General features: G+C 45.6%; 6 protein-coding genes. All 6 read right to left on the reverse strand.

The annotated features are described in order from the left end of the window. Positions 1 to 51 precede the first annotated feature (51 nt). On the reverse strand, positions 52 to 1,812 hold the full coding sequence (locus tag C1N53_RS08365) for a RagB/SusD family nutrient uptake outer membrane protein (RefSeq protein ID WP_137758871.1): 1,761 nt from the start codon (positions 1,810 to 1,812) through the stop codon (positions 52 to 54). Positions 1,813 to 1,831: 19 nt separating this feature from the next. Then, positions 1,832 to 4,858 carry a SusC/RagA family TonB-linked outer membrane protein gene (locus C1N53_RS08370; protein WP_137758872.1) on the reverse strand — a complete coding sequence of 1,009 codons (3,027 nt, stop codon included), beginning with the start codon at positions 4,856 to 4,858 and terminating at the stop codon, positions 1,832 to 1,834. A 41-nt stretch (positions 4,859 to 4,899) separates the two neighbouring features. Next, on the reverse strand, positions 4,900 to 6,744 hold the full coding sequence (locus tag C1N53_RS08375) for a RagB/SusD family nutrient uptake outer membrane protein (RefSeq protein ID WP_240773433.1): 1,845 nt from the start codon (positions 6,742 to 6,744) through the stop codon (positions 4,900 to 4,902). A 64-nt stretch (positions 6,745 to 6,808) separates the two neighbouring features. After that, on the reverse strand, positions 6,809 to 10,054 hold the full coding sequence (locus C1N53_RS08380) for a TonB-dependent receptor (protein ID WP_137758874.1): 3,246 nt from the start codon (positions 10,052 to 10,054) through the stop codon (positions 6,809 to 6,811). 65 nt (positions 10,055 to 10,119) lie between these two features. Next, a complete protein-coding gene (locus C1N53_RS08385; protein WP_137758875.1) occupies positions 10,120 to 11,886 on the reverse strand; it encodes a glycoside hydrolase family 43 protein in 1,767 nt (588 codons plus the stop codon). A 902-nt stretch (positions 11,887 to 12,788) separates the two neighbouring features. After that, the gene (locus tag C1N53_RS08390) at positions 12,789 to 16,895 is read right to left on the reverse strand and encodes a two-component regulator propeller domain-containing protein (RefSeq protein WP_206077631.1); all 4,107 of its coding nucleotides are present in this window, start codon (positions 16,893 to 16,895) and stop codon (positions 12,789 to 12,791) included. Positions 16,896 to 17,333: the final 438 nt, after the last annotated feature.

The following is a 17,333-nucleotide window of genomic DNA, read 5'->3' on the forward strand; positions in this document are numbered from 1 at the left end:
TATGACTTTTGTTATAGGGTTGTTTTACAGATGTAACAGGACTCTTTCTCCTTACCATCCGTTGTTTTGTGATAAAGCGCCAAATTTTAAGATTTCGCTGTATGGAACAGGTCCATAATTCATGTGTTCGCCAAAAATCCTGTCTTCTACATTGATTACCTGAAAAGCTCCATTCATTATCTGAACACCACGGGCTGTCTCGTTGATGTTTGCCTTCCAGCGTCGTAAATCCCAGAAGCGGAAGCCTTCAAAGCTCAGTTCTAAGCGGCGTTCATTTCGGATCATTTCCCGCATCGCTTCCTTATCCGACCGGATAGACTCCAGATAGTTATCGGGCTGACTGATACCTGCGCGCCTTCTGATAGCGGCTATTACATCGTAAGCTGAGAATCCAAAGCTACCGGTACCACTAGGTCCCCAGGCTTCATTGGCAGCTTCGGCATAGGCAAGATACAGCTCTGTGTAGCGAATGCGGGGCTGATAACGCCTTTGCTGCGTAGTTGACTGGGGGTTAAGATTCACATCCTGGCGCAGAAGTTTTCGCAGGTAATACCCTGTGCGCGTAGAGGTTTCCACTTTGTTTAACGCATCGTTTGTGCCACCGTCAGCCGCTGTCCTGATAGTGGTGTTGTTAACGCCGGCTGTGCTTCCGTTTACCAGGATGTACCTGGTTAAGCGTGGGTCCCGGTTGGCATAAGGTGACGACGGATTGTAATTGCTCGCTGCATGCGAAATAGGGTATCCGTTGCTCATCGGAAAGGCATCTACTATATTTTGCGTTGGGTTCAGTCGGCCGGTTCCGAAAAGAGTTGGCGGAAAATGCTGGCGCTCCAGCTCATTGCTCTCACTCAGATCTGATCTCCACAGTATTTCAGGCGGATTTGCTCCTGATGCGAGTCCTGTAATTTGGTTAGCATTTGAATACCAGCTACCACCGTTAGGATCGATACCGCCAATACCTCCGTTTAGCTCCAATACTTCCCCGGCATATCTGGCTGCGTCGGCCCAGGTAGTGGTATTGCCTGTGTTGTAGGCAGGGCTTGCTGCTAACAAGGCTGCCTGGGCTTTTATGCCCTTCGCAATACGGGCTGTCATGCGCAGTTTGGCAAATTCTCCGAACACCCGGTCATAATTGTCTACGGCATCTACTTCGCTTCCAATACGGTACTTGGCAGGCACCTGCGATATGTTCTTAATCTCTACATAATCCAGTGGCAGTAGTTCCTCCGCTTTTTGCAGATCGCTGTAGATTTGCTGCATACATGCCTCAAAGGTAGCTCGTGGCTTGTTAAAGTCGGAGTAGGTATCTTCGGGCTCCAGCACAATCGGAACGCCAAGCAATTCACCCCCGGCCCATCCCGCGTGGCTCCGGAGTAAGTAATACATAAAAAGTGCGCGTAATCCGTACGCCTCCCCTTTCATCCGGTCGTTAAACATAGAGCTCACCACATCGTTATTGGCCCATTGAACTTTATCTGACTCTTTCAGCATAATGTTCAGGTACTGTATGGCTGCTTTGGAATTTGTCCACTGGTTAAAAGGGTCCATGTTGGCGGCCCATTGCCCCGTAGCTGCTCTCAAGTAGTTGTTGTTCACATCATTGCTTACAGCATCGTCTGTTGCCACATCATTAAAAGAGTAGCTATTGGTCGGGATACGGGCATAACCGTTCAGCAAAATTCCCTGGGCAAATATAGGCTCTCCGTACATACCGTCGATGTCACGAATATTCTGTATGGCTGGATCAAACATGTCTTCGCAACTGCTAAACATAAGAGCTACTGATAAAAAGAATATAGTTCTCTTTTTCATATCTTTAAATTATCCTTAATTAAAATAATGCTTTAACCCCTACATTATAGAACCTTGTCTGGGGAGCACTTCCCACATTCATTTCCATCAGTTCACGCTCTTTAGAGACCGTGAGCAGGTTAAGCCCGTTTACATACACACCCAACTCGCGCACAAATGATTTGCCTAAGAATGTAAGGGGCAGGTCATAAGAAATTTGCACTTTAGCCAGATCAAACCTGTTGCTATTATAAAGCCAGAAGTCTGAGTTCCTGAAGTTGTTGTTCCTGCCCAGCGTCGTCAGACGCGGATAAGTGGCTGTGTTTTTCGTCTCTTCTGTCCAGCGATCGCGTACCACTTCGGAGTATTTGTCTTCACCGGCAATCCAGAAGTAAGAGCTGCTCTTCATGTCATGTGCCCCATAGCGGCCGAGCCCTAAAGCAAAAAAGGTGAAGTTCTTCCACTTAGCCGTTAAGTTTAGACCTAAAGTGAGTGGAGCGCCGTACCAACCGCCCCGCCCGAGGTATACCTCGTCCTGTTCGTTAATGACTTTATCGCCGTTTTGATCGATGTACTTAATGTCTCCCGGCCGTACCTGTCCGAATGACTGCTTTGGTGAATTTGCAATGTCTTCATTGTCTGTAAAGAAACCAGCGCTTTGTAATCCCCAGATAGCATCTATTGGTCTTCCTTGTCTTTTCTGGTATTCATCCTCAAACAATTCTGCCCGTTTGGTGGCTTTGGTTTCGTAGTAACTCGCTATAAATCCCAAAGACCATTCTACCCCGCGGAAATTTTTGTTAAAGTTTAAGTTATAATCAAAGCCTATTCGCTGGTCGTCGTTATAGTTTACATAAGGAATGAAAGAGGAATTAGGCCACCCGGTAGAAAAATAACTAGGGTATAAAGCAGAAGCCCGCACTACATTGCCTGTCATTTCATTTGCAAAGAAGGCTCCCTCCATCGTAAGCAGTCCTTTAAACAAAGATGCCTCAGCGCTCACGTTCACTTCATCCCGCTTCGAGAAAGTCAGATTTGCGTTGGCACCTTGTCTGGAGTCAGTTGTTCTGTTTAGTGCACCGTCTCTCCAACTGTACCAGGCACCGTCTGTCTGCGTGTACATGTTCGTGTACATGTAGTAGTCAGACATACTAAGGTCGGTATACAACCTTCCCGCCGAAACCGAAAGCTTCAGGTTATCCACCACAGATGATCCCCGCAGGAAATCTTCTTCGCTGATTCGCCAGGCCAGGGAGGCAGTAGGAGAAAAAGCTCTTCTGTTAGCCTCAGGCAACCTAGCCGAGTGCACTATGGCACCATTAAAATCAGCATAATACTTATTCCTGAAATTATACCCCACATGGATACCCAGGTTTGCATTGCTGTTTTTATGGTAAACCCCTGAGTTAGCCTGTTGGAACCCATTGGCAACCAGCATAGCTGAAATGGTGTGGCTATCGTTTATGGTGTTCAGGTAATTCAGCTGCCCGGAAAAAGCAAGTGTCTGCCTGAAAGAGCTGTTCGATACGTTTTGATTGCCTGATCTGGCATCAGTTCCGTATTGTGTCAGTTTGGAAATCTGGTCATAACCGGCATAGTTATTCCAGGTGGCTTCAAATATAGCGTAATCGTTGTTAAAAGACTGTGTGTAGGACGTGGCGTAGTCTACCCCAAACGTTGATTCGAACGCCAGGCCTTTGATCACATTATCCAGATTGGCGCCGATTGCCGTATTAAACTGGAACTGACGGTTGGTATTTTGTGAGTTTCCTCCGGCATAGATGGCTGCAAAAGGGTTGGTCTGGTCTAACTGAGTTCCACCTAAAACATACTTCTCATGAATGATGTTCCGGGTATTGTTGACCATCTGCCACGAAGCCTCATCATTTGCCTCCAGCATACTTATAGGTATCAACGGGGCAAACCTGTGAGGCCGAAGTGTAGCAGCACTTTGCCAGTAGTTGGTGTTTACGCCGCGTCCATTACTGTAAATAGCCGCAGCATCTACTTTAGCATAGATATAATCCGTAATGTTAACATCTACATTTCCGCGAACATTTAAACGATCAGATCTATTGTTTTTTATAGCTTCTCCAAAGTTCAGCAATGAGCCGGCTGTATTAAAGCCAATGTTGGTATAGTAACGGGCTAATTTATTTCCTCCGCTTATTTCAACCGTACCATCATGCCGGTTGTAAGACTTTCTCAGATACTCAGACGAAAAATAGTCTACATTAGGATAACGGTAAGGGTTCAGGCCGGAGGCATGGTTGTAGATAGTCCCATCCGTATACAATTCATCTAATCCATCATTACGCCGCGCTTCGTTGTAGAGGGTCATATATTCGGCTGATCCCAGGTAGTTCGGGTAGCTTTTCGGCACAAACACGCCGCTGTTCACCCTTGCTCTGATCTGCAAATCTTTTACCTCGCCTCTTTTTGTAGTGATGTACACAACCCCCTTGGCAGCCCTGCTACCATAAAGAGCAACAGCGCCTACACCCTTTAAGAATGAAATTTGATCAATCTCAGTAGGCATCACACTACTTGCATCGCGTGGCACGCCGTCTACCAACACTAAATAACTATCCATGCCCCATATGTTGCCATGAAAACCGTTCACTAAGGCTTGCATGTTTTCCAGGCTAGACGTCATGTAGTTCTTTTCCAGCAGTTCCGAAACGTTAATTACGGATACATCGCCGTTCAGATCTCCTTCTTTAACTTTACGATGCGCCACCTGTACCGCTCTGGAACTCTGATCCGGCATCATGGTAATATAACTTAACTCAGAGCTTGCAAGGACAGAAGCAGACCTGTAACCAGGTGCCCCTATGAGCAGGATTGCATTAGGAGAAGTGCTTAAGGAAAAGGTACCGAGCGAATCTGTAACGGTGTTACTGGCTATATCCAGTTCATTTTTTACTACGACACCACTGATCGGGTTACCATTCGAATCCCGCACGATAGCCTTTACATTAATTTTATCATTGGTCTGGGCTTGTACTATCGCTGGTAATACGGTAATGAGAGCCCCCAGTACTATTCTTTTATATAAGTATTTCATACGTTCAGTTTTAAACTTTATAAATCAAATCATAACTGGCATTACCAACCTGGGTTTTGATAAAGCTCCGAGTACATGTTTACATCCGCATTCTTTAGTGGTAACCAGTAGTGCTTTTCACTGAACTTGCGTTCCAGAATAACCACCTCCCGTATATTTGCCACACGGTTTTGTGTTGGATCCTGTGTATTGAATTCACCTATCCTGTCAAATTCAATTGATTTTTTGATGGTGTAAGGACTTTCGATAAGCATTAACCAGCGGCGAAGGTCGTTGAAGCGGTGCCCTTCATAAGCCAGTTCTACAGCCCGCTCACGTCTTAACTCACTCATAAAGGCATCTACAGAACCAAGAAACTTTGTAGCCACTGGTCCAACACCAGCCCTTTCACGAAGCACATTGATCGCTTCTGTGGCATTCTTGCTATAGTTGGGAGCTTTACCAGACGGAGAGCCATAGGCTTGCGCAGCAGCCTCCGCATACATCAGATATACATCGGCTAAACGCATGTAGGGAACTTTAACATGCAGGCTGTTTCCATAATCAAACCCGCCATCAAACCTGTTTGCGTTTATAGGAATAAACTTGTAAAGCAGGTATCCTGTACGGCTCCCGGTGGTCACATTTCTGAATCTACCACCAGTGTAAAGGCTGGCGTAACGAACTTTTTCAGGTTCTTTTACATCTGCCGGTATACTTCCCTGAACTGTTTTTACTCCATCATACACAATATCGTGATAGAAGCGCGGATCGCGTCCGCGCCATGGAAATTCCGGATCATAACCAGACTCCGGGTCAGCCTTTGTTATATCCTTGATTGGGAGCCCATTGGCCATCCCATAGTTGTTTACATAATTAGAGGTAGGCACAAACTTAACATCACCGTCGGCGAGATCTGGCGATGGCTGGTATTGCTTACTTGTACCCCAGTTTGACCCGTTGGCACCCCAGGTAGGAGCACGGAATATAGCCTCTGTCCCTCCTGGCATCCGCCAGTTCTGCCCTGTTGTATAAAAGTTAGTGGAATACTGGGCAAAAGGAAGCAGTTGATATAAGGTCTGCCCACTTTCAACCAGGGTTAGCAACTCTCCGAATGCCTCTGCAGCTTTTCTACTGTACTCTGCATGGTATGTTCTGCTTCCGGTAGAAACAGAGTTCATGAGCGGACTGGCAGCATAGAGATAGTTCTTTCCTAAATAACCCAAAGCCATGGCTTTATTTATGCGCAGTGCATTCTTACCCAGCGTTCTTCTTCCTGGGTCAGTGTTATCCCAGTCAAGGGGAAGTAAGTCAGCAGCTTCTCTCAGGTCTTTGGCTATTTTATCAGCACTCTCGTGGTAACTCAGGCGGGGCAGTCTTAAGGGTTCATCAGAAGGCAGTACTGTATCGATGTAAGGAAGACCACCGAAGTACTGTATAAACTGTAAGTGAAACCAGGCCCTGAAGAAAAGCAACTGGCCTTTCACCAGGTTTCTCTCTTCATCTGTGGCATCGGTCATTTTGTCCAGGTTGGCAAGACCAAGATTAGCCTTTCGTATCCCATACCACCCTAATGGCCACAGCCTCTTTGTCATTCTATCATTGTTGGTAGCAGGATTACCGCCACCATCCATCCAACCGGCTCCCCAGCCATCATGCTCCCGCTGCCATCCCCAGAAATTCCCGTTGTCGATCTTTACGTCAAAATGGAAATCGCGTGCAGTTGATTGTATTTCATCATCTCCCCAGTTCCAGGAGTTAGTCCAGTAGGCATTGGTGAAATCAGGAATGCAGCTGTAAAGCTCTTCCGTATAGCCCTGAAAGTTCCTGAAATTCCGAAAGGCATCATCCGGAGCCACAACAGAATCGGGAGTTCTTTCCAGGTAGTCTTCGCAGGAAGCAAACATAATCAAGCTTAGTGCGAGGCCACATCTCAGTATATATTGCAATAAATTTCTCATAACTGGTAATTTAGAAAGTGATATTAGCGCCAACGTTATACCTTTTCACAGTTGGGTAAGCGCCCTGTGAAGCCCATCCCGTGCCTGCAAAATTTGACTCCCGGTCGTCGGGCATTTTCGTCCACAAGAACAGGTTGTTGCCGTTCGCAAAAATTCGCACATTGCTCATACCTATTCTCCTCACTAAACTGGAGTTTAAGGTATAGGCAATTTCTAAGTTTTTAAGGCGGATATAAGAGCCATCGAACATGTACTGGTGCCCTCTGTAGTAGCCTGCCGGGGTTGAGTTCCAACGGGGCAGCGGGGTATCGGCATTGGGATTATCTTTAGACCAGTAGGAGCCTTCGTCGTAAACCACATTGTTCTGTGAGCCGAAACTATTAAAAACCACCTGTCGTGTTACATTGTTTACGCCGTAAAATTGGACAAAACCGCTAAACCCTTTCCACTCGAACCCAACGGTCGCATTGTAAGTGTTTTCAGGAGTTCCCGAATATCCATATGGGATGTTATCCTCCGCATTGATTACACCATCACCATTAAAGTCGATGATGTGGTAGTTGCCCGGTAGTTTATGTAAATCGTTCTGGTCGTGGATGGTACTTGCATACAACTCATCCCAGGTGTTATAGTAACCGTTGCCAACATAAGAGTAAGCCTGTCCAATCCTTTTGTCTGCCCGCTTCTGATATTCCGGTAGCAACAGTGGGTCATCGGCTTCAATTATCTTGTTTCGTGCATGTGTCATGTTCATGTTAGACCACAAGTACAAACCGTTTCCGAAAGTATAATTGAGATTCAGCTCATACTCAAATCCCCGGTTCTGCACTCTTCCATCGTTAACTGTAGGAGCTTGCAGTTCTCCTACACCTCCATAATAGAAAGGTATTGCACGGCTATTTCCTACTAGCAGAATGTCCTTGCGTCTATCATTAAAGTAATCGACACTACCCTTAATTAAGCCCTTAAAAAACCCGAACTCAACCCCTATGTTCGCTTTGGTTACTGTTTCCCATTGAAGCTCAGGGTTTCCAACAGAACTTTCTCTGTACCAGGTGTAGGGGCTCAACTCGCCTCCCTCTCCCACAGTACCAAAATTAGCCTGCCCTCCATAGGCCCAGTTTGACATGAACAGGAATCTGCCACCACCACTATCATCTCCAATTTGTCCATAGTTGGCTCTTACTTTCAGGTAGTCCATAAAGGAAATCGGTTCCATGAACTTCTCATTCGAAATCAGCCAGCCCACACCACCTGACTGGAAGAAAGCAAAGCGGTTTTCAGAACTGAATTTTTCAGAACCAGTATAGGCACCATTGTACTCAAACATGTATTTACCATCGTAGTTATAGGTAGCCCGGTATACCCAGTCTTCACGGTAACGAGGGACTTCGCTACCGTAGGCAAGTTCATTTCGGTTGAAAAGCCCCATAGAGGTAATGTTATGTTTATCCCAGAGCGTAGTAGCGTAGTTGATTTGTGCCTGGTAAAACAGCCTGCGCTGGGTGGCCCCGTTGTCAACTCCACCGGAAGTGGTGGTCCAGGCTACGGCTTCCTGGAAATCAAAACGGTTATTCGTATCGAATGCCTGTCTGTAACTTACCATCCCTGTTACAGGATCAATCCATTTTTCCTGAGGTGGGTTGTTCGCGTCGTTAATTCCTCTGTCCCTTTCCACGAAGGTGTTATCGAAGGCGATGGTACCGGCAAACTTGAGGCCTTTCGTAATGAAATCGAGATTTTGATCCAGCGTAAAATCTGTATTGAGACGCGTAGTAGTCGTATACCTGACACCACTGGTTCCCATTACCCGCATAGAATTCTCTGCTCTGCTGGCATTAGGAGCATAGTAACCCCAGGATCCATCTGCATACTGGGGATAAAACACGTCGGGTGCATTGTTGTAGGCAGAAATCCAGGCATTGTATTCGTTCAGATTTATCCTGGGCCTTTTTTGCACGCCATAAGAACCGGAGAGGTTACTTCTTAAAACGGTAGTAGGTGTTAACTGGAAATCCAGGTTACTTCGCACGTTCACGCGATTAAAGCCATACCCACTCTCGTAGCCCCTGTTATTATCGTATACTTTAAAAAGGTCGTTTTCCTGCAGGTAGTCAATGCTGGTAAAATACTTTACAAGCTTTGTGCCTCCGGTTACGTTAACATTGGCGTTGTACGCCATGGCGTAATCTTTGAACAACTCCTTTTGCCAATCTATGTTCGGATATCGCTCCAGTTCTTCCTGATCAGCAGGGTTTCTGTATTTATCGATGATTGCCTGCGGGCGGTAATCTGCCCAGGCGGCAGGCCTTAACGAAAGTTCGTTTTCGATGACACGGTTCCGCATTATGTACGTGTCATAAGCATCTGCTTTGCCGGGTAATTTAGATGGTGACTTTACAGTTGTCTGCACCCTGGCTCTAATCTGGGCTTTTCCTTCAGTCCCCCTTTTGGTGGTGATCAGAATTACCCCATTGGCTCCTCTTACCCCATACACAGCAGTAGCCGAGGCATCTTTCAGTACAGAAACAGACTCCACTGAGCTAATATCCACACTGTTCATCGGGCGCTCAATTCCATCCACCAGAATGAGAGGAGATGCACCGCTTAGGGAACTGGTACCCCTGATCACAATCCTGGGATCTTCTTCACCCGGCATACCAGTACTGGCGGTTGTAACCACCCCCGGCACATTCCCTGTTAAGGCTGCGCCGATAGTCTGTACGCCACCCGCCCTTTCCAGCACTTCTCCTTTTGTTTGGGTAATGGCGGCTATAACACTTTCTTTCTTCTGTTCGCCATAGCCCACTACCACCACTTCCTGCAGCGAAGTGACATCCGGATCTAACGTAACATTCAGTTCCGTTCGGTTTCCTACAGTTACTTCCTTTGCAACATATCCGATAAAGCTAAAAACAAGTACGGTTTCCTCTGAAGGCACCCGAAGCGTATAGCTGCCTGTCGCGTTTGTAACAGTACCTACACTCGCCCCCTTCACGTGCACACTTACCCCGGGCATCCCCTGGTTCATGTCACTCAGAACCACCTTACCGGTAATTGTTCTTTCCTGCTGCGCAACAGATTGGCTACTGCCCCGGAAACCAGGAGGTTCTGCTATAAGGGCAATATGATCACTGCTTTTTGGTTGAGAATTTGTGTCGGATGCCCATGATACTCCCACCGAAAAGCACTGAACAGAAACCCCGATAAATGCATATTTTACCCTATGCAGGTTTTGTTGTAGCAATTTTCTCATATGATCATTATTTAATTGAAATTATTAAAATGAAGCTGCCCCGCCCCTGCGGACGGGGCAACCTCCTATTGCACTTCTCTTTTCCGGAATGGATTTTTTGTTGCGTACAGTCCTATATTGGTACCTGTAAAGCCGAAGGAGTTGGCAGTGGATAAATAATGGGCGTTCACTTGCCTGGCCAGCTCCGTCCACTCCTGTTTACCTACTGCGTAATAAAAATTATAATGCGTACCCTCAGACACCACTTTCAACCCGATGGGATCATTGCCCTGAGCAATGGTTTTACTGGCAAGAACCCGGGCTTCTGCATCCGAAATCTTCTCGACGCATACTTTCCGGTGGTTACCTTCTTTGGAAACTGATAAAAAATACTGGTGCGTCTCATCTTTGAAAAGCAGTAGACCGGCAGCTTCCTTGTCGTCTGTGGGTTCAAAGTGTAGCTTTGTTTCGCCTTCGAATTTATGGTGCTGCATTCGCCGGGATACAAATGCCGGTGTCTTTAACTCAGAGGCATTGGCTTCGGCACACTCCAGGGATAGAAAACCGGGAACCTTATTCAAAGCGTAGACAGAATTTGCATCACCACGCAGTGTCATCCACTCTTTTCCAAGTACTGCGGCATCAAAGTCATCGTGCTTCTCGAAATTACCATACGTTACCTCCTGCGCAGGCTGAACACCTTTCTTCTGGAGCATCATCGGAATTAATTCATTGCCTTGTGTCATGTAAGGGTAGCCATCTTTGCTCCACCTGACCGGCATGAGAAACGTTTCTCTCCCCAGGTTCTCAAATTTGCCTTCAATCGGGCGGCAGGCCAGGAAAACAGCCCACCACTCCCCTTCCTTTGCCTCAACCAAATCAGCATGCCCTGCGCATGTGATCGGGTTTGCACGTTTCGGGTCCAGGTGGCGTTGGGTAAGGATAGGGTTTTCTTGCCACGGTTTGAAATCTCCCATGGGAGCATTTCCTCGCAGGATTACTTCAGAGTGATCGGGGCCTGTGCCACCTTCAGCTGACATTAACAGGTATTGCCCGTTAATTTTGTACATATGAGGCCCTTCTATCCAAATGGGCTTTTCTTCCGGCCGCACACCTCCGTTAACCAGCATTTTACGTGGTCCTATTACTTTGTCTGTTGCCGGATCAAATTCCTGAATTTTAATGGCCCGATGCCCGTCATACAAAGCCGGGCCATCCGGCGCATCATTGTTCAGAATATAGGCTTTGCCATCGTCGTCGAAGAAAAAAGAGGGGTCGATTCCGGGCACTTCCCGAATCCAGATGGGATCGGACCAGGGGCCGAAGGGATCTTTTGTTTTCACAAAGAAGTTCCCCCCACCAACATTGGTGGTAACCATATAGTACGTTTGGTTATGCGGGTTGTAGCTGATAGCAGGAGCAAATATGCCCTGGCTAACTTTCTGCCCGTCCAGTTTTAACTGGGAAGGCCTGTCTAAAACATGCCCTATCTGTTTCCAGTTTACCAGATCCTTGCTGTGGAAAATCGGCACTCCCGGGAAATAGGAGAATGTGGAAGTAACCATAAAATAGTCATCCCCATTTTTACAGATACTGGGGTCAGAATACCAGCCGGGTAAGATAGGGTTATAAAAATAATCCTTGCCAGGAAGCGTATTCTCGTTGTAATAATCATCTTGTCCCTTATAGGAGAAATAATCAAAATGTGCCCCGGCCTTGCCTGCCGTTTGAGCAGCCTGATTGGTTTCAGCACGATCTACCACCGCTTTAGAACTGTCAGCACAGCCACTACCTAGTCCGGCTGCCAGCAGCAGCAGAAACGGTAGCGCACTCCATTTTTTTCTCTTATGCATTTAGTATGTTTAAATTAATGTTCGCTTCGACTTGGTTGTATATCTGTAACCCTCTCTACATACCTGGATAACTCCTGTTATGCAATAGCATCTTTACCGTTAGAGCAGGCCATTTTCCTGAAAATCTTTATTTCCTGTTTATGCTTGTGCTGTGTGCTGTTGTATTACCCGGTGAAGCATGCTGGCTCTTTGGGCTTCCCTTACTCGTAATAAGTGAGGAATTACTTATTCAATGCAACACAAGACGATACTTAAGTATTCTTCAGACTGATATTCTCCTATATGCAGCTAGTCTTTCTAAACACATAGGTGAGGAATCACTTATACAATACTGTATAAAAAAAAGAACTTCATGTGATCCTCCCATAACAAAGCATTGAATCATTTGAAAGCATGGTTTTCTCTTTTCCTCCCTAGCAAATATATTTTATTAGACATCTAAATAATCATGGATATGTAACACGTCCTTTTCTGTATGATACATTCCTCAAAATTCATGTTACAATTGTTTATGCTTATGTAACATACTGCCTGAAACACTGTTGTTTATAAGTCCTCACTCACTAAAACAAGCTTGAGCAGCCCAAGGCCCGGTAAAAGGTTACCTGTTTTACAGCTATAGAAGTTTATGCATTTTTTCAACAAGGCGCGGCATTTGTAAGCCCTTCAGCATATCCTACACTTGAGTAAAGGGCATAGCACCGCGTGGCCACTAATGGCAAATAGTAGCCGCTTTGTCCGGTTCAAATTAAATTAGTGTGAGGATATGGCTGGAACCGCCTGATGTCTGATAGCCTGTCTGGTGTTAAAGAAAACACAAGCAGGAAAGCAACGCTTTTACCTGCAGAACTTGTAACGCTTAAGCTATGAAGGCTTGCTTTCCTGATACTATGTTGGTGAAATTAATTCGTGTCGTGTTGCTGTTTTAAATGAGACTCCATGTAAACAGTTGGCGGCACACCGTAAAGCTCTTTAAAAGCTGCAGAAAACGATGCAAGATTTGCGAAACCAACAGAGAAGGCTACTTCAGAAATGTTAAGATGCTTGCTCGAAAGCAGGTCTGCAGCTTGTTTTAAACGCACATTGCGTATAAAGTCACGAGTCGTCTGGTTCGTTAATTCTTTCATCTTCCGGTGCAAATGTACCCGGCTGATGCCTACTTCATTGGCAAGCATTTCCACATTCAAGGCCGGATTATCCATGTTCTGGTTAATGATATCAAGCAGCTTATGCAGCAGCTTTTCGTCTGCTGATTTCAAAGAGACCTTCTGCACCTTATCTGTCTGTTGCTGGTTGCCGCTAAAATTGTTTTTCAGGAGGGCGCGGTTTTTAATGATGTTCTGCACCGTCTTTTTCAGTATCTCGATATTAAACGGTTTCACAATGTAAGCATCGGCGCCAGTTCCTAAGCCTTCCAGTTTATCCTCCTCCTCCGATCTGGCCGTTAACAGCACAATGGGGATATGATTGATATTAACATTCTGCTTGATTTTTCTGCAGAGCGTAATGCCGTCCATTTCAGGCATTGTCACATCACTGATAATGATATCTGCTGGTTTATGAAGTAAGACTGAGAGAGCCTCTTTCCCGTTGCTACTCTCCATGATATGGTAGTCCGAAGCCAGTTCGTGGCAAATATACTTCCGGATCTCATCATCATCGTCTACCACCAACACATGGCTCTTTGTTTTTGCTTTCACCTTCTCTTCTGGCTCATCTTCCGATAGAACCGGCAAAGGCAGCGTAACAGCTTCCGGGTTTGGCACAGGAACAGGTGCATCAGTTAGCAGTTCCTCTTCCTGCAGGTGATCTTTCCCTAAAGGGAAACGCATGATGAAACGGCAACCTGGTCCTTCAGCGTTATTTTCGGCTTTAATGGTGCCATGATGAAGTTCTACAATAGACTGCGTCAGGTTCAGGCCAATACCGGTACCGCCGACAAAATGGTTCTGAGAGGCCCTAACCTGGTAGAAACACTCAAATATTTTTTCCTCCTCTCCTTGCTTTATGCCAATACCGGTATCTGCTACAATTATCTCAAAAAAATGCGGCAGCTCCTTTAAACTAACGTTACCCTCTGTTGTATGCAGGTAAACATTAATCTGGCCGTCCTTGGGAGTAAACTTAAAGGCGTTCGACAGCACGTTCAGAATAGCCTTGTCAAAATGACTTGGATCTACCCACACCGGCAACTCTTCCGTCTGGTGGTGAAAGCGAAGGGCTATGTTCTTGGATTTTGCCTGTTCATCAAAAATGGCACAAAGCTCTTTTATGAATCCTACCATTTCGATTTTCTGAAACTTCATTTCCATTTGCCCCTTGTCAATCTTCCGGATATCCATCAACTGGTTGATAAGGTGCAGGATACGATCAGAGTTGCGGTGCATGGTAGCGTAGGCTTTCTGGCGTTCACGGTCAGTATCAAGCGACATTAACTTCTTAAGCGGGCTGATGATCAAAGACATTGGAGTCCGGATCTCGTGCGAAATGTTGATAAAGAACTGCAACTTTGCATCGATGATTTGTTTCGCATGCAGGTGCTCCTGCATTTTCCGGCGTGTTTGCTGCCTTTGCCGGATCTGCAGTACCACTAACGACAGGACGACCGTGAGCAGAAGCCCATAGGCAAATTTAGCCCAGGCGGAAAAATACCAGGCAGGATAAATGATGATGGCAATCTCCTTTTCGTCGGAGTAATGGTTATAACTTTTTGCCCTGAACCGGAAACGATAAGTACCGGGTACCAGGTCAGTAAAATTAACGGTGTTTGTTCCAGGTCGCAGGTTTATCCAGCCGCCTTGCTGCAAGGCGTATTGGTAGGTTATACGCTCCGGATTGGCAAAATCCATGGCCGACAATTCTATACTGAAAGAATTGTCTTTGTGGGAGAGATGAAAGCTATCCGTATCCATTACCGCCCGGTCGATGATATCATATTTACCGGATTTCATTCCTTTTTTTACAGGCTGGTTATGAAGGTAAAAGCCTGTAATGCGTATGTCTAGTTTCTTTTCAGGGGAGTAGACAACAGGGGGAATTTCCTCTGGCTGGAAATGAGTAATGCCATTTATCCCTCCAAACATGATTTTTCCTTCTTCGGTTATAAAAGCAGCTCCTTTGCTAAACTCATTCCCCTGTAATCCATCATTGGCATAATAATTTATAAAGCTGTTAGTTTGGGAGTTGAGCTTGGATATACCGTAGTTCGTACTAATCCAGAGATTACCGGCTTCATCTCCTTTAACGGCACAAATAACATTGCTGGGTAGGCCATCTTCCATGGTGTATACTTCCATGTCATTTATGCTGCCATCCAGCCGCATCAGGCCCTGTGAAGTGCCTATCCAGATGCTTCCGTTCGCATCTTCATGCAAAGAATAGATGATATGCCCTTGCAGCATACGATTGGTGCCGTGTGTGGACGCAAAATTCTTCGTCTGAAGGTCCATGCATCCCAGTCCATCATAGGTGCCGATATAGAGTTTATTTTTACTTGTTACCAACAGGCAATTGATCCAGCGGTTATGAAGGAAGTTCTGTTGCCCACCGCCATCAGCACCCGGAGTGGCAACATAATTGGTTACTTGCTGAGAACGTAAGTCCATGGAAAACAAACCAGCTCCCATCGTACCAATCCATAAAGTCTTATCCTTATCTTCTGTTATGCTGTAAATACGCTCTACTTGGTCGCCGCTTTGGTCCCGGATGGTGGTAATGTATTCGCATGTTCCGGTTCTGCGATTTAGCTTCGCCAGGCCGTGCAGGTATGAGCCTAGCCAAAGGTTGCTGTCCGAATCTTCGAAAATACTCATGATAGAGGAAGACACGGAAGCGGGATTTTTGGTGCGGGTATAATGAACTTTAGGCTCTCCATCAGGACCTATTCCATAAAGGCCGTCACTGTCTGTCCCGACCCAAACGGTTCCTTCATAATCTTTATACATGGAAAGCACCGCATTAGAACCTATAATGTTGTTATTAATCGATTTATAGCCGATATACTTGAAATTACTGGCACTGGCGGGCAACAGCATTACACCTTTCTGGTAGATTCCCAACCACAGATTCCCCTCCTTGTCTTCGAGAATAGAATGCACTTTCGATTTGTTAAAATCGAAAGTAGCAACGTTAAAGTTGCCATCTGTAATTACTTTGTTCTTCAAATCATAAATTTTAACGCCCTCACCTTCCGTGCCCAGGTAAAGCTTGTCCTGCTTGCTCAGGTGCATTGTACTGATGGAGAGATTGGGTGAAGGAGGATATTCAATCTGCCTGAAGTCGTCTGTTGTTTTATGATGGATAAAAAGCCCGTTACTCAGACTGCTCAGGTACACATTGCCTTCTTTATCCTGGCAAATTCCGGTGATTGTACTCGAAGGAATTTCTTTAGATGGAAGAAAGTGCTTTGTTTTACCTTCTTTGCTGATGCGGTAAAGTCCGTTTTCCTGGGTGGACACCCAAAGGTTCAAGTCTTTGTCCTCGAAAATATAGTCAATGCCGCCTGATGGCAGGTTCCTCCTTACTTGTTTTGCTGTTGGCGTCGGTCCGTCAAAGTTGATAGTGAATATTCCTACGCCCGAAGTACCGATCAGAACTTCCCCGTTTCGCCGTTGCATAATATGCAGCACATGAGCATCGAACTTGTTCCCCCCTTCCAGTTCCAGAGGAATATGCCTGAATGAGTCGGTCGCGTAATCGTAAAGCTGGAGCCCATTGAAATACCCAATCAGCAGATGCCCTTCTTTATCTTCAAACAGAAGCCGGACATAATTGTTCTGAATAGTACTCGGGTCACGCTGATCATGTTTGTAAATAGTGAACTTGGAACCATCGTAACGGTTCAAGCCATCTTCAGTGGCAATCCAGATAATACCCTTGCTATCCTGGTAAACCTGGTAAATGAGGCTATTAGACAGTTCCAGGTCAACAGAAAATAATTTACCAGATTGAGCAAGAGCAAGCTGGCATATAAAAAAAAGAAAAAAAAGTAATCTAAATTTTATTTTCACTGTAGAAAATCAAAGTATACAGCAGCATTACCTACTGCAAACATTTATAAAACAATTTCTTCAAATAAGCACATCTTCCAGCAGTTCCACTTTTCTGAAGAGAAGTATATCGCTTTCCTCCTTATCAACAGGTATTCCCTCAGCACAAAGGCCACTAAACCAACTTATCGTGCCTGTGTTAGTGCGCAGTACGTTGTGTTAGCCTATGAATGCGTTATCTTAGGTATGTTTGTCAGTATAACTCATCAAGGGCTATGAAATCATTTTTTATACACCTTTTCGCAAAGCTTATCTTTACCCCTATTACTACCGTAGCCCTGGAACCGCGCATTAAGTAATGTGACCGTTATACAGATCCTGCCAAGCATTTAGATTTTTAATGTATGTCTCGTAAGCTAAACCCCGACAAAAAACAGAAAGCTTTTCAGCGGCCTCCAC

It is taken from the genome of Pontibacter sp. SGAir0037, from assembly GCF_005491705.1.
In the GTDB taxonomy this organism is placed as follows: Bacteria; Bacteroidota; Bacteroidia; order Cytophagales; family Hymenobacteraceae; genus Pontibacter.

What these genes read in the sequence shown, in the direction of transcription:
- C1N53_RS08365 (WP_137758871.1), bottom strand. Translation starts at nt 1,812, where the DNA reads ATGAAAAAGAGAACTATATTCTTTTTATCAGTAGCTCTTATGTTTAGC.
- C1N53_RS08370 (WP_137758872.1), bottom strand. Translation starts at nt 4,858, where the DNA reads ATGAAATACTTATATAAAAGAATAGTACTGGGGGCTCTCATTACCGTA.
- C1N53_RS08375 (WP_240773433.1), bottom strand. Translation starts at nt 6,744, where the DNA reads ATGTTTGCTTCCTGCGAAGACTACCTGGAAAGAACTCCCGATTCTGTT.
- C1N53_RS08380 (WP_137758874.1), bottom strand. Translation starts at nt 10,054, where the DNA reads ATGAGAAAATTGCTACAACAAAACCTGCATAGGGTAAAATATGCATTT.
- C1N53_RS08385 (WP_137758875.1), bottom strand. Translation starts at nt 11,886, where the DNA reads ATGCATAAGAGAAAAAAATGGAGTGCGCTACCGTTTCTGCTGCTGCTG.